20 protein-coding genes are annotated in these 20355 nt (G+C 74.4%); 8 read left to right on the top strand and 12 right to left on the bottom strand.

The window, feature by feature from the left end:
* The first annotated feature begins 36 nt into the window (after nt 1-36).
* Nucleotides 37-795 carry a GntR family transcriptional regulator gene (locus tag IE172_RS15865; RefSeq protein WP_190097875.1) on the top strand — a complete coding sequence of 253 codons (759 nt, stop codon included), beginning with the start codon at nt 37-39 and terminating at the stop codon, nt 793-795.
* A gap of 85 nt (nt 796-880) precedes the next feature.
* Here IE172_RS15865 and IE172_RS15860 read toward each other — a convergent pair whose 3' ends face one another.
* Nucleotides 881-1702: a rhomboid family intramembrane serine protease gene (locus tag IE172_RS15860; RefSeq protein WP_190097874.1), complete on the bottom strand. Its 822-nt coding sequence runs from the start codon at nt 1700-1702 to the stop codon at nt 881-883.
* A 132-nt stretch (nt 1703-1834) separates the two neighbouring features.
* On the opposite strand from IE172_RS15860, the gene IE172_RS15855 reads away from it, so the two are divergent.
* A complete protein-coding gene (locus tag IE172_RS15855; RefSeq protein WP_190097873.1) occupies nt 1835-2155 on the top strand; it encodes a hypothetical protein in 321 nt (106 codons plus the stop codon).
* 96 nt (nt 2156-2251) lie between these two features.
* Here the strand turns inward: IE172_RS15855 and IE172_RS15850 are convergent, their stop codons facing one another.
* Together IE172_RS15850 and IE172_RS15845 are read right to left on the bottom strand one after the other, a co-directional pair.
* Nucleotides 2252-3649 (bottom strand): FAD-dependent oxidoreductase, encoded by a 1398-nt coding sequence (locus IE172_RS15850; protein ID WP_190097872.1) that lies wholly within the window; start codon nt 3647-3649, stop codon nt 2252-2254.
* 45 nt (nt 3650-3694) lie between these two features.
* A complete protein-coding gene (locus IE172_RS15845) occupies nt 3695-4687 on the bottom strand; it encodes a DUF4349 domain-containing protein (protein ID WP_190097871.1) in 993 nt (330 codons plus the stop codon).
* A gap of 156 nt (nt 4688-4843) precedes the next feature.
* Here IE172_RS15845 and hemG point away from each other — a divergent pair, with 156 nt between their 5' ends.
* Both hemG and hemQ read left to right on the top strand, forming a co-directional pair.
* Nucleotides 4844-6301, top strand: coding sequence for a protoporphyrinogen oxidase (gene hemG, locus IE172_RS15840; protein ID WP_190097870.1), 1458 nt, complete (start codon nt 4844-4846; stop codon nt 6299-6301).
* A 5-nt stretch (nt 6302-6306) separates the two neighbouring features.
* Entirely contained in the window at nt 6307-7032 is a 726-nt protein-coding gene (gene hemQ / locus IE172_RS15835) for a hydrogen peroxide-dependent heme synthase (protein ID WP_190097869.1), read from the top strand.
* 8 nt (nt 7033-7040) lie between these two features.
* On the opposite strand, the gene IE172_RS15830 is transcribed toward hemQ, so the two are convergent.
* From IE172_RS15830 to IE172_RS15820, 3 genes are all read right to left on the bottom strand, one after another.
* Nucleotides 7041-8654 (bottom strand): alpha/beta hydrolase, encoded by a 1614-nt coding sequence (locus tag IE172_RS15830; RefSeq protein WP_190097868.1) that lies wholly within the window; start codon nt 8652-8654, stop codon nt 7041-7043.
* Between the two features lie 88 nt (nt 8655-8742).
* A complete protein-coding gene (locus IE172_RS15825; RefSeq protein WP_190097867.1) occupies nt 8743-9528 on the bottom strand; it encodes a TIGR04222 domain-containing membrane protein in 786 nt (261 codons plus the stop codon).
* A 119-nt stretch (nt 9529-9647) separates the two neighbouring features.
* Entirely contained in the window at nt 9648-10958 is a 1311-nt protein-coding gene (locus IE172_RS15820) for an MbnB/TglH/ChrH family RiPP precursor modification enzyme (protein WP_190097866.1), read from the bottom strand.
* A gap of 226 nt (nt 10959-11184) precedes the next feature.
* On the opposite strand from IE172_RS15820, the gene IE172_RS15815 reads away from it, so the two are divergent.
* Nucleotides 11185-11385, top strand: a complete 201-nt coding sequence (locus tag IE172_RS15815) for a type II toxin-antitoxin system VapB family antitoxin (RefSeq protein ID WP_190097865.1) — start codon at nt 11185-11187, stop codon at nt 11383-11385.
* A gap of 62 nt (nt 11386-11447) precedes the next feature.
* Nucleotides 11448-12101: a DUF7691 family protein gene (locus tag IE172_RS15810; RefSeq protein WP_190097864.1), complete on the top strand. Its 654-nt coding sequence runs from the start codon at nt 11448-11450 to the stop codon at nt 12099-12101.
* A gap of 31 nt (nt 12102-12132) precedes the next feature.
* Here IE172_RS15810 and IE172_RS15805 read toward each other — a convergent pair whose 3' ends face one another.
* The 5 genes from IE172_RS15805 to IE172_RS15785 all read right to left on the bottom strand — a co-directional run bounded on the left by IE172_RS15805 (nt 12133) and on the right by IE172_RS15785 (nt 17822).
* Complete coding sequence (locus IE172_RS15805; RefSeq protein WP_190097863.1) at nt 12133-14196, bottom strand: neutral/alkaline ceramidase; 2064 nt, start codon at nt 14194-14196, stop codon at nt 12133-12135.
* Nucleotides 14197-14369: 173 nt separating this feature from the next.
* Nucleotides 14370-15086 (bottom strand): aminoacyl-tRNA hydrolase, encoded by a 717-nt coding sequence (locus IE172_RS15800; protein WP_190097862.1) that lies wholly within the window; start codon nt 15084-15086, stop codon nt 14370-14372.
* Nucleotides 15087-15120: 34 nt separating this feature from the next.
* A complete protein-coding gene (locus IE172_RS15795; RefSeq protein WP_190097861.1) occupies nt 15121-15306 on the bottom strand; it encodes a hypothetical protein in 186 nt (61 codons plus the stop codon).
* Between the two features lie 18 nt (nt 15307-15324).
* Nucleotides 15325-16167, bottom strand: a complete 843-nt coding sequence (locus IE172_RS15790; RefSeq protein ID WP_190097860.1) for a polysaccharide deacetylase family protein — start codon at nt 16165-16167, stop codon at nt 15325-15327.
* 131 nt (nt 16168-16298) lie between these two features.
* Nucleotides 16299-17822 (bottom strand): FAD-dependent oxidoreductase, encoded by a 1524-nt coding sequence (locus IE172_RS15785; RefSeq protein ID WP_190097859.1) that lies wholly within the window; start codon nt 17820-17822, stop codon nt 16299-16301.
* Between the two features lie 140 nt (nt 17823-17962).
* Here IE172_RS15785 and IE172_RS15780 point away from each other — a divergent pair, with 140 nt between their 5' ends.
* Both IE172_RS15780 and IE172_RS15775 read left to right on the top strand, forming a co-directional pair.
* Nucleotides 17963-18379, top strand: coding sequence for an ArsR/SmtB family transcription factor (locus IE172_RS15780; RefSeq protein ID WP_403374940.1), 417 nt, complete (start codon nt 17963-17965; stop codon nt 18377-18379).
* Entirely contained in the window at nt 18376-18861 is a 486-nt protein-coding gene (locus IE172_RS15775) for an SRPBCC family protein (protein ID WP_190097857.1), read from the top strand. The genes IE172_RS15780 and IE172_RS15775 overlap by 4 nt, the downstream gene beginning before the upstream one ends.
* Before the next feature lie 61 nt (nt 18862-18922).
* Here IE172_RS15775 and IE172_RS15770 read toward each other — a convergent pair whose 3' ends face one another.
* Nucleotides 18923-20317: an alkaline phosphatase PhoX gene (locus IE172_RS15770; RefSeq protein WP_190097856.1), complete on the bottom strand. Its 1395-nt coding sequence runs from the start codon at nt 20315-20317 to the stop codon at nt 18923-18925.
* Between the last annotated feature and the right edge of the window lie 38 nt (nt 20318-20355).

The following is a 20355-nucleotide window of genomic DNA, read 5'->3' as shown; positions in this document are numbered from 1 at the left end:
CCTCCGGCGAGAGCACACTAAGGAGATGCGACCACGGTGACGGCCGACGAACGGCAGCCCCCGGGTATCAAGCGGGACGTCCCCACGGCGATCCACGTCCAGATCTCGGAACACATCAGGCTGCGCATCGCGGGAGGTGAGTGGCCGCCGCACTACCGCCTCAAGAGCGAGCCGGAACTGGCCCGTGAGTTCGGCGTCAGCCGCGGCACCCTGCGCCGGGCGCTGACCACGCTCATCGAGGAGGGCCTGCTGCGCCAGGTGCGCGGGCGGGGCACCTTCGTCACCTCCACGACGATCGAGCCCGCGATCGCCCAGAAACTGAGCACCCTGTCCGAGGACTTCGCCAGCCAGGGGATCGTCACCACGACCTCGGTGCGCGAATGCTCGCTGATCGTGCCGCCGCGCCCCGTCGCCGCCCTGCTGGACGTCGCCCCCGGCACCCAGGTGCTGCGGCTGGTGCGGGTACGCCGGACGGACCAGGGGCCGGTCGCGCTGCTGTTCAACTTCGTCCGCACCGACCTCGCGCCCGGGATCGAGGAGGAGGACTTCACGACCTCCAGCCTCTTCGGCGTCCTGGAGGGCACCTACGGGCTGAAGATCGCCACCGCCCGCCGTACCTTCGGCGCCGAGGCCGCCACCGACGACGTCGCCACCGCCCTGGAGCTGGACGAGGGCGCCCCCGTGCAGTACCTCCAGCAGGTCACCTACCTCGCCGACGACCGGCCGGTGGAGTACTCGGACGTGTGGATCCACAGCGGGCGCCTGCGGGTCACCTCGCTGCTGCTGCGCCGGTGACGGCCGGGCGGCGGTCCCCGGACCGCCGCCCGCCGCCCCGCCCGCTCCGGGGCCCGGCCCGTCCCCGGCCCGGGGCGCGGCCGCCCTACCAGGTCCGCCGGGCCCGCCGGCCGAAGCGGACGCCGTGCGGGTCCGGCGGCGGGGGAGTGCCGGGCTTGAGGGGCCAGGCGAGGAGCATGCCGACGGCGAAGCCGGCCACATGGGCCACGTAGGCGACGGTGCCGGCCTCGGACACCCCCTGGCCGGCGGAGTAGAACGCCTGCAGCACGAACCAGGAGCCCAGGACCAGCCAGGCGGGCAGCCGCAGGGGCAGGAAGATCAGGAAGGGGACGAGGACCCACACGCGGGCCTTCGGGTAGAGCACCAGGTAGGCGCCCAGCACCCCGGCCACGGCTCCGGACGCGCCGATCAGGGGGTCGCCCGAGCCGGCGTTGAGGAGGGCGAAGCCGTACGCCGCCGCGTACCCGCACACCAGGTAGAACAGCAGGTAGCGGACGTGCCCCAGGCGGTCCTCGACGTTGTTGCCGAAGATCCACAGGAACAGCATGTTGCCCAGCAGGTGCAGCCAGCCGCCGTGCAGGAACATCGCCGTGAGGACGCTCAGCTCGGGGGACTTGTCGTAGCCCGGCCGGTCCACCACGCATCCCGGCCCCTGGGGGCCCACGCCGGTGCCGCCCGTGGGCACCAGGTCCGGTGTCCGGTGGTGGATCAGCTCCTGCGGGACCACCGCGTAGCGCTCCAGGAACGCCTGGAGCCGGCACAGCTCGGCCAGGCCGCTGCCGCCGGTGAGCGAGTCGACGACGCCGGGCGTGAACGCCAGGAAGACGACGAAGTTGGCGGCGATCAGCGCGTACGTCACCCACGGGGTGCGTCGCGCCGGGTTCACGTCGTGCACGGGGATGACCACGCTCCACATGTGCCCGGAGGCCGGTGCGTGAATCCGGGGCCCCGCTGAACACAGCCGTACGGGCGTGCGTATGACTCCTCGACGTCCGCGGCGCGGGGAAGACGCCGCGGGGCCGACGTGAGGGATGTGGCGATGAACGACCGAGTGAGTCCCGCGATGCACGCGCTGCCCGACGGCGAGGCCGAGCTGACGCTCGTGGTGCGCCTGCCCTGGGAGGACATCGCCCGGCTCGGCCAGGAGGCCGGGCGGCTCGCCTCCCAGACGCAGCGGCCGGTGACGCTGGACGAGGCGGTGAGCCACCGGCTGCGGTCCGCGCGGCCCGCCGCGCACGCGCGACCGGCGGGGGAGCAGCCGCCGCCCGTGCCGTCGAGCGCCTCGGTGTCCTCGTTGCCGTCCCGGCCGCCGGCGGAGCAGGCGCGGCAGGCGATCGAGCGGATCAACGGCACCGGGTGAGCCGGCGGGACGCCGCGGGGGAACCGGGCGCGCCGGTCCGCCGCGGCGTGTCGCGCGGTTCCCCGCGCCCCTGTCAGCGGCGCCGCACGGCCCCCCTCACACGGCTGCCCCGATCTTCGCCGTCGCCTTGCGGGCCGCCACCAGGACCGGGTCCCAGACCGGTGAGAACGGCGGGGCGTAGCCCAGGTCGAGGGCGGTCATCTGCTCCACCGTCATGCCGGCCGTGAGGGCGACCGCCGCGATGTCGACCCGCTTGCCCGCGCCCTCACGGCCGACGATCTGCACGCCGAGGAGGCGGCCCGTGCGCAGTTCGGCGAGCATCTTCACCGTCATGGGCGAGGCGTCCGGGTAGTAGCCGGCCCGGCTGGTCGACTCGATGGTCACCGACTCGAACCGCAGACCCGCCCGGCGGGCGTCAGTCTCCCGCAGCCCCGTGCGCGCGATCTCCAGGTCGCACACCTTGCTGACCGCCGTGCCGACCACGCCCGGGAAGGTGGCGTAGCCCCCGCCCGCGTTGGCGCCGATGATCTGGCCGTGCTTGTTGGCGTGGGTGCCCAGCGGGATGTGCCGCTGCTGCCCGGAGACCAGGTCGAGGACCTCCACGCAGTCGCCGCCCGCCCAGATGTTCTCGTGCCCCCGCACCCGCATCGACCGGTCGGTGAGCAGCCCGCCGGAGTCGCCCAGGGGGAGCCCTGCCGCCCGCGCGAGCGCCGTCTCCGGCCGCACGCCGATGCCGAGGACGACGACGTCGGCCGGGTACTCGGCGCTCTCCGTGGCGACCGCGCGCACCCGGCCGTCGTCACCCGTCAGCAGCTTGGTGACCTCGGCGTCGTTGACCATGGTGATGCCCATGCCCTCCATGGCCCGGTGCACCAGGCGGCCCATGTCGGGGTCGAGGGTCGCCATGGGCTCCTTGCCGCGGTTGACGACCGTCACCTCGTAGCCGCGTTTGATCATCGCCTCGGCCATCTCCACGCCGATGTACCCCGCGCCGATCACCACCGCGCGGCGGCCGCGGGTGCGGTGCAGCGTGTCCAGCAGGGCCTGCCCGTCGTCCAGGGTCTGCACCCCGTGCACCCCGGGGGCGTCCATGCCGGGAAGCTCCGGGCGGATCGGCCGCGCACCCGTCGCGATCACCAGTTTGTCGTACGACGTCCAGGACTCGGTGCCGGAATCCACGTCACGCGCGCGGACCCGGCCGCGGTCGGTGTCGATCGCCGTGACCTCGGTGCACAGCCGCAGATCGATGTCCCGCGCGCGGTGCTCCTCGGCGGTGCGGGCGATCAGCCGGTCCCGGTCGGGTACGTCCCCGCTCACCCAGTAGGGGATGCCGCACGCCGAGAAGGAGGTGAAGCGGCCCCGTTCGAACGCCACGATCTCCAGCTCGCCGGGCCCCCTGAGGCGGCGGGCCTGTGACGCCGCGGACATCCCCGCGGCGTCACCGCCGATCACGACGAGACGTTCCCCGGCACCACGCGCATCGCTCTTGTCCATGCGGACACGCTACGGCGCCGGGGCACTCCGCGGCCCAGGGGCCCGTCAGTTCGCCGGGTCCTCCTGCCCGCCGCCCGGCCGGACGGGAGCGGGAGCGGGGGCCACGCCCGAGGCCGCCCGCGGGCGCCGCCGCAGCAGGGGCCGCAGGGCCTTCACCCACAGCAGGACCAGCAGCGCCGCGAGCGCCGCGAACGGCAGGACCGCCCCGATCGCCACGGTCAGCCAGCGCAGCACGGTCACGAACGCGTCCCAGCCCCCCGCGAGGGCGTCCACGAAGCCGGGACCGTCGTCGCTGCCGCCCGGCTCCGCCGGCGCCCCGGACAGGGACAGGGTGATCGTCGCCAGGCTCGTACGGTCCTTCAGGGCCGCCTGCTGGGCCAGCAGGGACTCCAGATCCGCCTGGCGGGTGCTCAGTTCGCCCTCCAGGGTGACCACGTCGCTGAGCTTCGTCGCCCGGTCCATCAGCTCGCGCACCCGGGCCACGCTGGCCCGCTGCGACGCGACCCGGCTGTCCACGTCGACCACCTGGCCGGTGACGTCCTCGGCCTTCGCGCGGCGCTCGACGAGCTCGCCCGAGCCCTCGAGGGCGGCCAGGACCTCCGCGTACCGGGCGACGGGCACCCGCAGCACCACGCGCGTGTGCTCGTGGCCCTCCGCGTCCCGCCGGGTGGTCTCGTCACCGACGTAGCCGCCCGCGTTCCCGGTCGCCGTACGGGCCTCCTCCAGCGCCTCGGGCACGTCCTTCACCCGCACCGTCAGCGAGGCGGTGCGGACGACGTGGTTCGCGGTGGCCTTCGGCGTGGCCGCCGGCGCGCCGTCCGCCGAGCCGCCCGGGGCGCCCTGCCCGGCGCCCGCGTCCCCCGCGGCCCCGTCGCGGGCGGCCTCCTGCCCCCGCTCCGGCGCCACGGCGGCCTTGTCGTCGGCCAGGGAACTGCCCGAGTCGCCGCCCGCACCACTGCACCCGGTGACCGTGAGGGCCGCCGTCAGCAGGACCCCGGCCAGCGCCTGTGCGGGTCGTACGGATCGTCGTGTGCGCATGTGGAACTCCCCCTGCATCGTGATGACTGACGTTCCTTCGACGCCGTGAGGGGGCGAAACGTTGGTGCCGGACGGTCCCGATGCGGTCACGGTAGGGACTCGGCGGGGCCACATGGCCCTGGCGGGGGCGCCGGCGCCGTCTGAGAAGGTGGAGGCATGAGCGGATCACATGCGGGCGACGGGGCGCGGGTCGTCGTCGTCGGAGCCGGGATCGCCGGGCTGGCCGCCGCGCACCGGCTGCTGGAGCGCGGCGCGCGGGTCACCGTCCTGGAGGCCTCGGACCGGGTCGGCGGCAAGCTGCTGCCCGGCGAGATCGCGGGCGCCCGCGTCGACCTCGGCGCGGAGTCGCTGCTGGCCCGCCGCCCCGAGGCGGTCGGCCTCGCCCGCGAGGTGGGCCTCGCCGGCCGGCTCCAGCCGCCGGCCACCGCCTCGGCCGCGCTGTGGACCCGCGGTGCGCTGCGCCCCATGCCCAAGGGCCACGTCATGGGCGTGCCGGGCACCTCCGCCGCCCTCGCCGGAGTGCTGTCCGACGAAGGGCTCGCCCGGATCGAACGGGACGCCGGTCTGCCCCGCACCGAGGTCGGCGACGACGTGGCGATCGGCGAGTACGTGGCGGCGCGCCTCGGCCGCGAGGTCGTCGACCGTCTCGTGGAGCCCCTGCTCGGCGGGGTGTACGCGGGCGACGCGTACCGCATCTCGATGCGCGCGGCGGTCCCGCAGCTCTTCGAGGCCGCCCGCACCCACACCTCCCTGACCGAGGGCGTCCGCGAGATCCAGGCGAGGGCCGCCGCGGCCGGGCAGACCGGCCCGGTGTTCATGGGCATCGCCGGCGGGGTGGGCACCCTCCCGCTCGCCGTCGCGGAGTCCGTGCGGGCCCGCGGCGCCGAGATCCTGACCGGTACGCCCGTCACCGGGCTGCGCCGGGACCCGGAGGACGGCTGGCGGGTCGTCGCCGGGGAGCGGGTGCTGCGCGCCGACGCGGTCGTCGTCGCCGTTCCCGCGCCGGCCGCCGCCGCCCTGCTGCGCGCCGAGGCACCTGGAGCCGCCGCCGAACTCTCCGGTGTGGAGTACGCCTCCATGGCGCTGATCACCCTCGCCTACCGCCGGGCGGAGGCCGCTCTGCCCGAGGGCAGCGGATTCCTCGTGCCGCCCGTCGACGGGCGCACCATCAAGGCGTCCACCTTCGCCTCCCGCAAGTGGGGCTGGATCGACGAGGAGAACCCGGACCTGGTCGTCCTGCGCACCTCGGTGGGCCGGCACGGCGAGACGGAGATCCTCGGCCGTGACGACGCCGACCTCGTCGAGGTCTCCCGCCACGACCTCCGGGCGGCCACCGGTCTGACCGCCGCCCCGGTCGCGAGCCGGGTGACCCGCTGGCAGGACGGCCTGCCCCAGTACCCCGTCGGCCACCACGCGCGCGTGACGCGGGTCCGCGCGCACCTCGCGGGCCTCGCCGGGCTCGCGGTGTGCGGCGCGGCCTACGACGGTGTCGGCGTCCCCGCGTGCATCGCGAGCGCGTACGCCGCCGTCGACCAGATCCACGGTGACCTGCACGGTGTGCAGGAGCTCACCGCCAACCCGGTGCAAAGCCTCCACGGCGGAGCAGGAGAATAAGGCACATGAGTGACGACGCCACCACCCCCGACCGCATCCCCAACAAGGGCAAGCTGGCCAAGGACCTCAACGAGGTCATCCGCTACACCCTCTGGTCGGTGTTCAAGCTGAAGGACGTGCTGCCCGAGGACCGCGCCGGGTACGCCGAGGAGGTCCAGGAGCTGTTCGACCAGCTCGCCGCCAAGGACGTCACGATCCGCGGCACCTACGACGTGTCGGGCCTGCGCGCGGACGCCGACGTCATGATCTGGTGGCACGCGGAGACCGCCGACCGGCTCCAGGAGGCGTACAACCTCTTCCGCCGCACCCGGCTCGGCCGCGCGCTGGAACCGGTGTGGTCGAACATGGCGCTGCACCGCCCCGCCGAGTTCAACCGCTCGCACATCCCGGCGTTCCTCGCCGACGAGACGCCCCGCGACTACGTGAGCGTCTATCCCTTCGTGCGCTCCTACGACTGGTACCTGCTGCCCGACGAGGACCGCCGGCGCATGCTCGCCGACCACGGCAAGATGGCCCGCGGTTACCCCGACGTGCGGGCCAACACGGTCGCCTCGTTCTCGCTCGGCGACTACGAGTGGATCCTCGCCTTCGAGGCCGACGAACTGGACCGCATCGTCGACCTGATGCGCCACCTGCGCGGCTCGGAGGCCCGGATGCACGTCCGCGAGGAGGTCCCGTTCTACACGGGCCGCCGCAAGGACGTCGCGGACCTGGTCGCGGGCCTGGCCTGACGGCGGCGCTAGCGCGGACCCGGCCCCGGCACCGGCCGGGTCCGCGGTCCCGGCCCCGGCTCCGGGTGCGGTGCGCAGGACGCGTGCCGCCCCGGGACACGGCCCTTCAGGAGGTACGCCTCCAGGTGCCCGTTGACACAGGAGTTGGGGCCGCCCGCGATGCCGTGGCTGCCGGCGTCCCGCTCGGTCACCAGCGTCGCCCCCGCCAGCCGCCGGCGCAGTTCCAGGGCACCGTCGTAGGGGGCGGCCGCGTCCCGCTCGGCGGCCAGGACGAGCGTCGGCGGCAGTTCGTCCCGCCCCGCGCGCACGTCCAGCGGCCGCTGCCGGGGCCCCTTCCAGTAGGCGCAGGGCAGATGCGTCCACACGCCGGCCCAGGTCTCGAAGGGCGCCCGGCGCGCGAGCCGGGTGTTGTCCCGGTCCCACACCGCCCAGTCGGCCGGCCAGGGCGCGTCGTTGCACTCCACGGCGAGGTACACCGCCCGCGCGTTCTCCGCCTCCGCCGCCGCCTCCGGGTAGGTCCGCGCCTGTTCGACCAGCGGTCGGGGATCGCCCTTCAGGTACGCCGAGAGGGCGTGGGCGCGGTGCGGCCAGAGGTCGTCGTAGTACGCGGTCTGCGACAGGGCCGCCTGCAACTGCTCCGGCCCCACCTTCCCGCCCGCCGGTTCCCTCGCCAGCCGGGCCCGCGCCTTCTCGTAACTCGCCTGCACCCCGCGCGCGTCGGCGCCGAGCCCGTACACGGCGTGGTGCCGGGCGGCCCACGCACGGAAGTCCGCCCAGCGGTCCTCGAACGCCGCCGACCGGTCGAGGTTGTTGCGGTACCAGATCCGTTCCGGGTCCGGGTTCACCGCCGCGTCGAACACCATCCGCCGCACGTGCGAGGGGAACATCGTGGCGTACAGGGCCCCGAGGTACGTGCCGTACGAGGAGCCCAGGAACGTCAGCCGGTTCTCGCCGAGGGCGGCGCGCAGGACGTCCAGGTCGCGTGCGTTGTTGAGCGAGTGGTAGTGGCGCAGGGAGGCCCCGGCCCGCTCGGCGCAGCCGCGCGCGTACGCCTTCGCCCGCTCGATCCGCTCGCGCTTGTGCGCGGCCGGGGGAGGGACCGGTGAGTCGGTGGGGGCCTGCTGGAACGTCTCCGGGTCCGTGCAGGACAGCGGGGCCGAGCGGCCCACTCCGCGCGGGGCGTAGCCGACGAGGTCGTAGGCCGCCGCGATGCGCTTCCACTCGGGGAGCACGCCCGACACCGGGAAGTACATGCCGTCGGCGCCCGGCCCGCCAGGGTTGTGGACGAGGGAGCCCTGCCGGGGCACCGCGCGCTCGCCGTCGTCCGGGTCCCTGCCGGTGGCCCGGGCGCGGCTGACGGCGAGTTCGATCTGTGCGCCGTCCGGGCGGGCGTAGTCGAGCGGGACGCGGACCGTGCCGCACCGGACGGTGCCGGGGAGCTGCTGCCCGGCGGGGCAGGCGCCGAAGTCGATGCCCCGGTCGGCGGCGCGGGCGGCGGCCACGGCGGTGCCGCGCAGCTCGGCCGCGTGGAGCGCGGCGGGACTCCCGGCGCCGGCCGGGGCGGCGGCCAGGGCGGTGAGGAGCATGGACCCGGCGGCCACATGGACGGCGGCGGTTCTCATCGGCGGTCCCTTCGGTGCACGACGGCGACAGAAGGGATGTTTCGTTCGACGGGGGTGTGAGGCAAGCACCCCTCGCCGGGGTGTGTCGTCAGCGCCCCCGGCGCGGCTCGCGGTGCGCGAAGGCGGCACGCAGCTCCGGCTCGCCCGCCGCGCGGACGCCTCGCACCGCGATGGAGGTGAGGTACGTGCGGTCGTCCCCGGCGCCGCCGGCCTCCCGCGGCAGGGCGCCGAGCAGCCGCTGACCCGCGGGGGACGCCCAGCGCGAGTAGGGGTGGACCTCGAACCGCGCGATGGCCAGGCAGCTCAGCGCCAGGATCAGCGGCAGCGCGAACCACAGGGCGACCAGATGGCGCGGCACGTCCGACGGGGCCGGCATCAGCAGCGCGGCCACCCCCAGTGCGGCCACGGCCGCCGCGGCGAGCCGCACCTGCCGCACCGCGTCGGCGACGGTCGTGCCGGCACCGTCCGGCACCGCCAGCCCGGCGCCGACCAGCCGCTCCGCGATCCCGTGCACGGGATCGGCGCCCGCCGCGGCCGTCCGCACCGGAGCGATGGGCGACTGGCCTCCCGGTCCGATGGCCCCTATGACGGAACGCTCCATGTCGTCCCGCCCGCGCGGGTCGACGACCGTCGCCCAGCCGGTGTGCGCCAGCAGCAGCCGCCGCTGACGGGCCATCGCGACGAGCGTGACGTCGGCGACCCGGCCGGGGCCGCCGGACAGGAACGCGGCCTCGTACAGCGTGAGACCGCGCCCCTCCGCGACACCGGAACCGTCGGCGGGCGCGGCGGCGCCGCGCACGGCGGCCAGGCACAGCCGCAGGCACGCCACACCGGCGACGACCCAGGCCAGGAGCAGGAGCGGGACCCAGAACATGAGTTGTTTGTAAGCGACACGGTCGCGGGAACACCATGCCTTGTTCACGATCCGGACGCGGTGTTGTCGGTATGTGACGTTCCACTCGGGTGTGCGTGGTCGCCCGGCCCCGGGGCGGGTCAGCGCCGCAGCAACACCCGTCGCGTGGCCCGCACCAGCCGCACCGCCGGCCGGCCCGACCGGGGCCTGGGCCCCGACCGCTCCAGCCACCACTCCCGCAGCTCGCGCCGCACCCGGGCGTCCCGCGGCCGGTGGTCGAGGAGCAGTTCCTCGACGAAGTCCATCGCGTCCTGCCGGTAGCCGCCGGTCATCGGCCGCGTCTGCGCGTACGCGAGGAAGGCGGCCCGGTAGCCGTCCCCGAGGATCAGCGGCAGTTCGGGCGCGACCCTGGCGACGACGTCGGCCCGCTTGGCGGCGAGCGTCCGCGCCTGCACCGCCATCCGCCCCCGGTCGAACCCCTCCGGCACCGGTGTCCCGGCGACCAGCGCGGACAGCACCGCGGTCTGCGCGAGAGCGAGCCGCTGCCGCGCGGCGTCGACGGAGCCCTGCCGCGACGGGGGCCGGGCACCGGCGGGCGCGGCCGGGCTCGCCCCCCGGCTCTCCGCCCCCTTCGCGACCGCGTCCCGGATGGCGGTCAACTCCCGCTCGATCTCCGCCGCTTCCGGGAAGTTCTCGTCCCGCTCCAGCAGCACACCGGGCGGGGAGACACGGGAGGCGAGGTCGGTGAGGACGTCCAGCACCGGCTGCGGGACGGGGTGGGCGTGACTGTCGTGCCACACGCCGTCCCGCTCGAAGCCGCCCGCGACATGGACGTACGCGATGGCCTCCAGGGGCAGTTCGGCGAGCGCCTCGGCCGGGTCCTCGCCCCGGTTGACGTGGTTGGTGTGCAGGTTGGCGACGTCGACGAGGAGCCGTACGCCGGTGCGGTCGGCCAGCTCGTACAGGAACTGGCCCTCGGTCATCTCCTCGCCGGGCCACGAGATCAGCGCGGCGATGTTCTCCAGGGCGAGCGGTACGGGCAGCGCGTCCTGGGCGATCCGGACGTTCTCGCAGAGCACGTCGAGGGCGTCACGGGTGCGCGGCACGGGCAGCAGGTGCCCGGCCTCGATCGACGGGGAGGCGGTCAGCGTCCCGCCGGCCCGCACGAACGCGATGTGCTCGGTGACGAGCGGCGCGCGGAGCGCGTCGGCCCGCCCGGCGAGCGCGGCCAGCCGCCCCTCGTCGGGCCGCCCGGCCCCGCCGAGCCCCAGCGAGACCCCGTGCGGCACGACCGTCACCCCGCGCTCCCGCAGCCGCAGCAGCGACTCGGGCAGGTGGCCGGGGCAGACGTTCTCGGCGACCACCTCGACCCAGTCGATGCCCGGCATGCGCTCCACCGCGTCCGCGATCTCCGGCCGCCACCCGATCCCGCTCCCCAGCCTCACAGCCATCCCCGCCCCCTCTTCCGCCCGGCGTTTCCCCCGGCCCCCGGCCGCCCCCGTCGGGACGTGACGGGGATATGGCCCCGAAGCCCGCCCCCGAACCACGCGAGTCCTCTTCTCAGAGCAACATTTGAGCTTACGGACACCGTGGACGGACTCGCCCGGCGCACGCACGTGGTCTGCCCGGGGCCCGGCCCGTACAGTACGGGCGAGGCACGGCGAAGGGGCGGGTGCGGTGGCGAAGGTCAACATCGGGCTGGACGCGGAACTCGTGGTGGAGGTGATGGTCCTCGCGGGGATCGGCTCGCCGCAGGACGCGATCGAGGCGGTCGTGCGGGACTACATCGCCCGTGGCCACCGCACGGAGACCCGGACCGAACTCACGGACCGGAACCTGCGCGAGGTCGACGCCAAGCCGCAGGAACCCCAGGGCTGAGGCCGCGGCGGAACCGGGGTGCGGCGGGCCCGTTGTCAGTGCCGTCCGGCACGATGGTGATCATGAGCCGGATCATTTCGTACCGCACGGCGGACAAGGCCGACGTCGTGGCGTTGCTGGGCGCCGCCGGGAACCTCACCTCCGACCAGCGGCGCGTCGTCGACGCGGCGCGTGAGGCGGCGCGCAGGAGTCAGCGCGGCCTCGACGACCAGGGCATCGACTGGGGGCTGACGGTCCCCGAGGCGCTCGACCACCTCCTGGCCGGTCACGCGAGTTCGACCGCCGCGGCCGCGGCCTCCGCCTACTCCCAGGCGCTCCTGCACCTCATCGACGGCAAGGCGTCCGACCCCATGGACCTGGGCGTGTACGCGAAGCCCTCCACCTTCTTCTCCCTGCTCGACGACGAGCTGCGCCGCCTCGGGGTGAGCGGGGAACTGCTGCTGCACGACCACCTGTTCTCGGGACCGCCGGCGGAGATACCCTTCGCCGTCCCCCACCCCGTGGACGGCCCACACATCGGCATGTTCCCGCTGGCCAGGGCCAAGCCGGCCGCCGACGCCTACCGCGGGGTGGCCGACCACGTGGACGAGGACCTCGCCCACGACCTCCGGGAGATCATCGAGAAGCTCGAGTGCGAGCACGAGGAGTGGGAGTACGCGACGAGGAAGATCGACTGGTACACCCAGGACACGATCTTCTTCTCCGTCACCGGCTGAGCCGGCGACGGAGCGCGGAGGGCCCGCGGGGTCAGCGCACCGTGAACGCCGGTGACGTGCCGGTGAACGGGGTGACCGTCCCGGCGAGGCTCCTCGCGTCGCCGTGGTAGACGATGCGGTAGGCGCCCGGGGGAGTGCCCTGGGGGATGTCCCAGGTGATGGTGACCCTGGAGGCGGCGACTCCGTCGCGTTTCCAGTGGAAACGGGTCGGCCAGTCGCCGTCGTCGGCGACGGTGCGCCAGGCGCCGCCGGAGTCCCGGTGCTGGACCTCCAGGTAGGTGTCCCCGCGGTGCAGGTCGTTGCCCGGGTGGGCGCCCGCGAACACCGTCTCGGCCCGCTCGCCCGCGCGGTAGGTCTCCCGCGGCGGCACCAGTACGTCCCCGAACTTCCGCAGCAGCGGCGGCGCGTCCAGCACCACACCGGGCTGCAGGGAGAGCGCCTTGCCGGACAGGTCCGGTGCCTTCGGGCCGAGCGGCAGCTCCGTCCCGTCGCGCAGCGAGACGGCCAGCGCGGCCGCGGTCTGCTGGAGCGCCGGGAGCTGCCAGCGGCCGAAGAGGGTGCTGCCGCCCTCGTACTGCTGCGCGTCGTACTCCTCCGGGGTGGTCACGTAGTGGAAGTAGGAGTTGGCGTACCCGGCGACCAGTACGTCGTCCAGGTCCGCGCCGGTGATCGCGGCGACCGTGCGCCGCAGCCGCAGACCCGCGCAGACGGTGACCTCGCCCGGGATGCCGATCAGGTGGAGGCGGCCGATGCGGACCAGCATCACCGGCACCCGCTCCTGCACCCACGGGTAGAGACGGTTCATCTCCCCGATGGGCACGAAGACGTCCTTGGGTGCCTGTGCCTGCTTCAGCTCCGGTGAGACCGTGTAGATCACGGAGTCGGAGATCGCGTCCCAGAAGGGGTTCTCCCCCTCCTCGAAGCCGGGGAAGGCCGGCCCGTCCTCCAGGCTGCCGGCCGCCATGGAGGCCCCGACGCAGGGCTTGGACGTGCGGTGGGTCCGTCCGTCACCGGTGAACTCGGGGCGCACGGTGACGTCGGAGAGGTCCACGTACACCAGCCGGGAGTCGACCGGCCCGGACAACCTGACGCCCGGCTTGAGCAGTTGGGCCGCGGCGGCCTCGTACTGCCGCAGGCCGTTGGCGCGGGTGTGCGCGAAGTCCTCGGGTGTCGTGGGCGGTCGCAGGTCCAGGTTGGGTGACATGTCGCCGCTGTTCGTCTGGGCGAAGGCGGAGACGAACGCCGGTGAGCCGTCGGCCAGATAGTCCACGTCGTGGACCTCGCGCTCCCAGTGGTAGGCCGCGTAGCCCTTGTTGTCCGCGCTGACGAGCCGGTTGTCCCCGGACATGCTGGTGCTGTGCACCGGGAACCAGTTGACCGCCCCGACCGCCCGCCCGGCCCGTTCCACCCGGAGCAGGCTGGTGTGCGTGTCGACGGCGTCCGGGAAGTGGTCGCGGTCGGCCTTCGGGTTGCGCTCGAAGGCGGACCGCGAGCGGTTGACGCTGGCTCCGGTCAACGTGCCGTGGCTGAGCACGAGTTCGGACGGCGCGAGGTCGTCGTGGGCGCGCTGCGCGGCTTCGAAGAGGCCGTCCGCCACCGCCTCGAAGGTCTTGCGGTGGAACCCGAACGTGGTCGTGTTGTACAGCAGGTGGTGCGATTGGCCGCCGGGCCCGGCGTGGGTGTGGGTGGCGGTGATGAGCACGTTCTGCTCGGTGTACAGATCGCCGTACGCCCCGGCGAGCCGGCGCAGCACCGCCTGGTGCACGCTGTGGAAGATCATCGGTGAGTCGGCGACGATCAGCATGACCCGCCGCCCGCTCGCCCGGTCGGCCACGGCGAACGCCCGCGCCCGCAGCCGGGTGTGGAGCCCCGCCGCCTGCTGGTCGAACCGGCCGTAGCCCATCAGGCCGACCTCGGCCACCTCGCCGGTGGCGTCGGCCAGCCCGCGGCCGACGAGGAAACCGGCGTCGGGGGCGGCTGCGGTGGCGCGGCCGGGGGCCGCCATCTGCGCACCCGCCAGCCCCAGGCCGGTCAGGGCGCCCGCCCGCAGAACGGTACGACGGCTGGTGCGCACGGGACGACGTTCCGCGGACATCTGCTGCTCCTCCGGCTCGCTCGGCCCCCCGGCAACGCCAAACCTGAACAACGTTCAAGTTCCGCGCTCCCATTGGTACACCGCTCGTCATGGGCACGGCAAGATGTGTGCGGGCCGGTCCCGCGGAAAACCGGAGCGGGCCGACTGCCGCCCCGGTCCCGGGACTTCTCACCTCACCGCAGCGCCGGGTGTTCCGCCACCACCGTGCAGGAGCCGGGGGCGATCTCCGTGAAGCCGGCGTCGCGGACCGTGGGGAGGCCGCCCGCGGTCAGCGCGGGCCAGCGGGCCGGGGAGGCGGCGCGCACGGCGAGGGTGAAGCCGGTGGCGTGCCAGGCGGCCCGGTCCTCGGGGGAGAGGGCCAGCCAGGCCAGCTGTGCGCCGTGGCCCGCCTGGGCCATCGCCTTGCCGGCCGACATCTCGAGGCCGGGGTTGAGCCAGAGGACGGGGGTGCCGGGATCCGCCGGGGGGACCGGGTCGGGGTCGTCGAGGTCGGTGCCGGAGACCTGCAGGCGCGCCAGGTCCTTGGGCCAGCCGTCCAGGGGGACCGGCGGGAAGACGCGGACCTCGGCGGACTTGCCGGTGACCGTGACGCCGGGGAGCGCCTCCGCGCGGCGCCACTCCGCGCCGCGTGCCCGGCGCACCACCTTGCGGATGCGGCCGTCCTGCCAGTCGCGCACCGCCCGCGCCCACGCGCCCTCGCCCGTCGAGCGCTCGTCGGACAGCATCACCAGGACCGCGCGGGCGGCCGTCTCCAGGGCGTCCGTACGGGCCGGGGGCGCCGCCCGTTCGACGCGGACCACGAGGGGCAGCACGAACTGGGGTGCCCGGTCGCGGTCGGCCGGGTCGGGGCGGAAGGGGCTGTCGGCGGCGGAAGGCGTCTCGGTGCTCACGGGGTCAAGTGTGCCAAGCCCCGCGGGGGTGCCGTCAGCCCGAGCAGGACGTGCGCTCCGCCTCGCGCCACTCGCAGACCGGGCACAGCGTGACGCCCTTGTACGACTCCGGGTACTCCGTCGGCTCCCGGCACAGCACGCACTGCGCGTACGGCGGGCCGTCGGCCCTGGGCGGCCTGGAGGCGTCGATCAGGCAGTAGTCCTCGTCGGTGTCGCTCATGGTTCCAGCGTAGGCCGCTCAGCCGCGCCCGCCGGCGGCCCCGATCAGCTCGGAGACCTTCACGAAGCGGTAGCCCTGACGGCGCAGCTCCGGGACGATCGCGCGTACGGCCCGTTCCGTCGCCGGGGCCGCGCTGCGGGTGCAGTGCAGGACGACCACCGAGCCCGGTCGCACGCCCTGGAGCACCTGCCGGGCCACCGCGTCCGCGTCCGTGGCGAACGCGTCGCCGCCGACCACGTCCCACTGCACGGCCGTGACCCCGGCCGGGACCAGCGCCTTCAGCGCCCGGTGGTCGTAGCAGCCGCCGGGGAAGCGGAAGTACGGCATCGGGTCCCGCACGCCCACCTTGCGGAACACCGCGTACGCCCGTTCCACGTCCGCCCGCATCCGGTCGGCGGTGACGGTCGGCAGGCCGTAGCAGTCACCGGTGAAGGCGTGGTGGCTGTAGGAGTGGTTGGCGACCTCGAAGAGCGGGTCCCGGCCGATGGAGCGGGCCTGGTCCGGGTACTCCTCGGCCCAGCGGCCGGTCATGAAGACCGTGGCCGGCACCTCGAGCGCGCGCAGGGCGGTGATGAGCTCCGGGTGGTCGAACCGCTCGCCCGCCGCGGCCCTCGGGCCCTGGTCGGCGGTCATGTCGGCGTCGAAGGTGAGGGCGACCGTCCTGCCGCCGGTGCGGGGCCCGTGGTCGAAGACCGGCGTCAGTCCCGCCGGGCCGGGGGCGAGGGTGGGCGTCGACGGGGCGGCGGGAGTGGCCGAGGGCGCGGGGCGGGGCGGCTGCCGGGCGGGCTGGACGGTGGCGCAGGCGGTGAGCGCGGTGGCCACCACGCACAGGGCGGCCACCCGACGGGTAAGTGTGATCACCGCATGACGGTATGAGGTGTTTTACATGGATTCGCGCAGCCCGTGCGGGGGTGCGGCGGGGCGTCACCCGCCCGGCGGCCCCCGCCTGCGGGGGCGGGGCGTCACCCGCCCGCCGGCCCCCGCCCCGCGTCTCAGATGTCCCGCTGCTCCAGCGGACGGGTCGCCGGGCCCTGGACGACCTTGCCGTCCGTGTCGAAGCGGGAGCCGTGGCACGGGCACTCCCAGGCGCGCTCGGCGGCGTTGAAGTCGACCAGGCAGCCCAGGTGCGTGCAGCGGGCCGAGACGGCGTGCAGGTTCCCGTCGTCGTCGCGGTAGACCGCGAGCCGTCCGCCGTCGACCCGCACCACCGCCCCCTCGCCCGGCGGCAGCGCCTCCACCGGCGGGGACGGACGCAGCCGGTCACCCACGAAGTGCTTGGCGACCTGTGCCTGGTGCTTGAGGAACGACGGCGCCTCGCGCACGGCGGAGGCCAGGCGGCGCGGATCGTACAGGCCGCTCCACTCGCACTCCTCGCCGGTGATCTGCGCGGTCAGCAGCAGGCCCGCCATCATGCCGCCGCTCATGCCCCACCCGCCGAAGCCGGTGGCCACGTACGTGTGCCGCGCGCCCGGGTGCAGCGGGCCGACCAGCGGCACGGTGTCGGTGGGATCGTTGTCCTGGGTCGCCCAGGAGTACGTGAGTTCCACCCCCGGGAAGTGCTCTCGGGCCCAGGCGGAGAGACGGTCGAGCCCGGCCCGTGGATCACCCGTGCCCGGGGTGAAGTGCTCGCCCGTGACCACCAGCAGGCGGCGGCCCGCGTCCTCGCCGTAGGGGGCGGTGCGGACCGAGCGCGTGTTCTCCTCCTGCGTGATGTACATGCCGCCCGGGTCCTGGTCCGCCGGGACCGGCCCGGCGACCACCAGCTCGCGCCGCGAGGACAGGCGCGTGAACAGCAGCGCCCGGTCGAACACGGGGTAGTGGGTGGCGACCACGACGTCGCGGGCCGTCACCGCGGCCCCGGCCGCCGTCGACAGCCGGCACGGCGTGCCTTCCTCCAGGCCCACCACGGTGGTGTCCTCATGGATGCGTCCGCCGCGCGCCACGATGTCCCGGGCGAGGGCCAGCAGGTACTTGCGCGGATGGAACTGGGCCTGCCCCGTCACCTCGACGGCGCCCGCCACCGGGAACGGCAGGCCGGTCTCCGTCACGAACGAGGCCGGCAGCCCCGCCTCCCGCGCGGCCCTCGCCTCCGCGCGCAGCTCCTCCACCCCGCCGGGGTCCCGCACGAAGGTGTACGAGCTGCGCCGCTCCCACTCGCAGTCGACGCCGAGCTCCGCGACGACGTCCGCCGTGTGCTCGATCGCCTCGGACTGCGACCGGGCGTACAGCCGCGCGCCCTCGCTGCCGCGGGTGCGGCGCAGCTTGTCGTAGACCAGTGTGTGCTGGGCGGTGACCTTGGCCGAGGTGTGCCCGGTGACCCCCGCCGCGATCCGGTCGGCCTCCAGTACCGCGACGCTGCGGCCGGCCCGGGTCAGCTCCCACGCCGTGCACAACCCGGCGATGCCCCCGCCGATCACGGCCACGTCGACCTCGAGGTCGCCGTCCGGTGCGGGATACCGCCCGTCCGGTGCGGTGCGGAGCCAGTAAGAGTCGCCGGTCTGCTGCTTCTCCGTCATGCGGGCCGGGTACCCCTCCGAGTCCTGTTCAGTGGCAGGGGCCGTCCTCCTGAACGGTCCTCCTGAACGGTCCTCCTGAACGGTCCCCTTGCGGAACGGACGGGACGGGACTAACGTACAACCAAATGGTTGTAGATGGGATGGCGGACGAATCCGCGGAAACCGTGGACCGGCTGTTCCACGCCCTGGCCGACGCGACGCGGCGCGACATCGTCCGTCGGTGCGTCCGGGGTGAGCTGTCCGTGTCGCGTCTGGCCGCGGCCTACCCGATGAGCTTCGCCGCGGTGCAGAAGCACGTCACGGTGCTGGAGCGGGCCGGCCTGGTCACCAAGGAGCGACGCGGACGGGAGCAGCTCGTGCGCACCGATCCCGACGCGGTCGGCCGGGCGCGGCAGGCCCTCGACGAACTGGAGTCGGCCTGGCGGGCCCGGGTGGACCGGATGTCCGGGCTGCTGGCCGAGGACGCCGGCACGGCCGGCGGGCCCGGGGCCCCGGCCCGCGACGCGGACACGGACGAGAACACGGACGAGAACACGACGGAAGGAGCGGACGGATGACTGTCACCCGTGTGGACAAGGACGTCGACCACCTCACCCTCACGCTCGTCGCCGACTTCACCGCCCCGGTGGAGCAGGTGTGGCGGCTGTGGGCCGACCCGCGGCAGCTGGAGCGCTGGTGGGGCCCGCCGGGTTACCCGGCGACGTTCGAGGAGCACGATCTGACGCCGGGCGGCGGCGTGAGGTACTGCATGACCGGTCCGGAGGGCGAGAAGTTCGGCGGCTGGTGGCGGATCTCCTCGGTCACGCCGCCGACCGTCCTGGAGTTCACCGACGGTTTCTCCGGTGAGGACGGCACCCCCGACCCCGAGATGCCGACCACCTCGGTGACGATGACGCTCACCGGGCGCGACGGCGGTACCCGGATGGAACTGCGTTCCGTCTTCGACACCCGCGAGCAGATGGAGCGGCTGGCCGAGATGGGCATGGTGGAGGGGCTGAGCCAGTCCGTCGCCCAGATGGACGCGGTGCTCGCGGGCTGAACGCCGTGCCGGGGCGGAGGGCGGCGCACCGCCCTCCGCCCCGGCGTGCGCGCGGTCGCGGCTACCCGCGCCAGGGGCCCGTCACCGCGAACGTCGTGCCGGGGTCGTAGCAGTTGACGTACATCGTGCCGCCGTCCGGGGAGAAGGCCACCCCGGCGAACTCGCCCCACTCCGGTTCCTCGGGGGTGCCCACGTTCTGGCGGTTGCGCGCCATCGCGTAGACTTCGCCCCGGCGCGTGACGCCGTAGACGTGCTGGGCGCCTCCGCCGTCCTCGCACACCATCAGACCGCCGCTGGGCGCGAGGCAGATGTTGTCCGGCGACTCGCCGGGCAGCTGGACGTCCGTGTCCGGGCCGAAGACGATCACCAGGGTGAGGCTGCGCCGGTCCGGGTCGTACCGCCAGATCTGGCCGTAGTGGTCACCGGCCGACCCCTCGGCGCTGCGGGCGAAGGACGAGACGAAGTAGACCGAGCGGCCGCCCCAGTAGCAGCCCTCGAGCTTCTGCGCGTGGGTGATGCCCCTCGGGCCGAAGTCCTGGTGACGGATGGGGGTGCCGGCGGCCAGCGGGTCCGGTACGTCGACCCACTCGATGCCGTCGAAGCGGGCTCCCGTCTCCTGGATCGAGGACAGGTCGGGCACCCCCGGCACCCGCATCGCCTGGAGCCGGCCGCCCGCGCGCAGCGAACCGGTGCCGCCCAGGGGCTTTCGCGGCAGGAAGCGGTAGAACAGGCCGAAGGGCCGTTCGAAGGCGTCCTCGGTCTCGTAGACCACCCCCCGCCTGGGGTCCACGGCGATCGCCTCGTGCTGGAAGCGGCCCATCGCGGTCAGCGGGACGGCACCGGTGCGGCGCGGGTCGGCGCCGTCGACCTCGAAGATGAAGCCGTGGTCCTTGGTGTAGCCGTTGGTGCCCGCCCTGTCCTCGGTCTCCTCGCAGGTCAGCCAGGTGTCCCAGGGAGTGGGGCCGCCCGCGCAGTTGACGGCCGTACCCGCGATCGCGACCCGTTCCGACAGCACGCGGCCGCGGTGGTCCAGGGTGAGCGCCGTACAGCCGCCCTTGCCCTCCGGGTCGTAGGTCAGGCCGTGGACCACCGGGACGGGGGCTCTGCCGGTGGCGCGGTTCTCGTGGTTGCGGACCAGGTGGACACGGCCATGACGGCCGGCGAACGCCGCCATGCCGTCGTGGTTGGAGGGCACCGGGCCCTCGCCGGAGCGCAGGGGGTCGCCCTCGCGGGAGAGGACCGTGTAGCGGAAGCCCCGGGGAAGGTCGAGCAGGCCGTCGGGGTCGGGGACGAGCGGGCCGTAGCCGCCGTGGCCGAGGTTCCGCGCGGCGGCGGTGCCGGTGAAGAGTTCGGAGAGGGCACCGGTGAAGGCGATGCCGATGCCCGCGGCGCCGGTACGGGCGAGGAGCTGACGGCGCGTCGTGGGGGAGGAGGGGGTGGGCACGGTTTCGGACATGCGGGGGGAAACCTTCCTGCTGGCGGACAGGAACTGTG

This window comes from Streptomyces griseoflavus (assembly GCF_014649995.1).
Classification (GTDB): domain Bacteria; phylum Actinomycetota; class Actinomycetes; order Streptomycetales; family Streptomycetaceae; genus Streptomyces; species Streptomyces griseoflavus.
Note: the sequence above shows the minus strand (reverse complement) of the source record. Positions and strands in the feature narration are given on the sequence as shown.

Bases quoted from the DNA above. Each gene is read 5' to 3' on its own strand.
- IE172_RS15820 (WP_190097866.1), bottom strand. From the start codon at position 10,958: ATGGCTGTGAGGCTGGGGAGCGGGATCGGGTGGCGGCCGGAGATCGCG.
- IE172_RS15825 (WP_190097867.1), bottom strand. From the start codon at position 9,528: ATGTTCTGGGTCCCGCTCCTGCTCCTGGCCTGGGTCGTCGCCGGTGTG.
- hemG (WP_190097870.1), top strand. From the start codon at position 4,844: ATGAGCGGATCACATGCGGGCGACGGGGCGCGGGTCGTCGTCGTCGGA.
- IE172_RS15855 (WP_190097873.1), top strand. From the start codon at position 1,835: ATGAACGACCGAGTGAGTCCCGCGATGCACGCGCTGCCCGACGGCGAG.
- IE172_RS15775 (WP_190097857.1), top strand. From the start codon at position 18,376: ATGACTGTCACCCGTGTGGACAAGGACGTCGACCACCTCACCCTCACG.
- IE172_RS15785 (WP_190097859.1), bottom strand. From the start codon at position 17,822: ATGACGGAGAAGCAGCAGACCGGCGACTCTTACTGGCTCCGCACCGCA.
- hemQ (WP_190097869.1), top strand. From the start codon at position 6,307: ATGAGTGACGACGCCACCACCCCCGACCGCATCCCCAACAAGGGCAAG.
- IE172_RS15780 (WP_403374940.1), top strand. From the start codon at position 17,963: ATGGCGGACGAATCCGCGGAAACCGTGGACCGGCTGTTCCACGCCCTG.
- IE172_RS15850 (WP_190097872.1), bottom strand. From the start codon at position 3,649: ATGGACAAGAGCGATGCGCGTGGTGCCGGGGAACGTCTCGTCGTGATC.
- IE172_RS15810 (WP_190097864.1), top strand. From the start codon at position 11,448: ATGAGCCGGATCATTTCGTACCGCACGGCGGACAAGGCCGACGTCGTG.
- IE172_RS15830 (WP_190097868.1), bottom strand. From the start codon at position 8,654: ATGAGAACCGCCGCCGTCCATGTGGCCGCCGGGTCCATGCTCCTCACC.
- IE172_RS15805 (WP_190097863.1), bottom strand. From the start codon at position 14,196: ATGTCCGCGGAACGTCGTCCCGTGCGCACCAGCCGTCGTACCGTTCTG.
- IE172_RS15845 (WP_190097871.1), bottom strand. From the start codon at position 4,687: ATGCGCACACGACGATCCGTACGACCCGCACAGGCGCTGGCCGGGGTC.
- IE172_RS15795 (WP_190097861.1), bottom strand. From the start codon at position 15,306: ATGAGCGACACCGACGAGGACTACTGCCTGATCGACGCCTCCAGGCCG.
- IE172_RS15770 (WP_190097856.1), bottom strand. From the start codon at position 20,317: ATGTCCGAAACCGTGCCCACCCCCTCCTCCCCCACGACGCGCCGTCAG.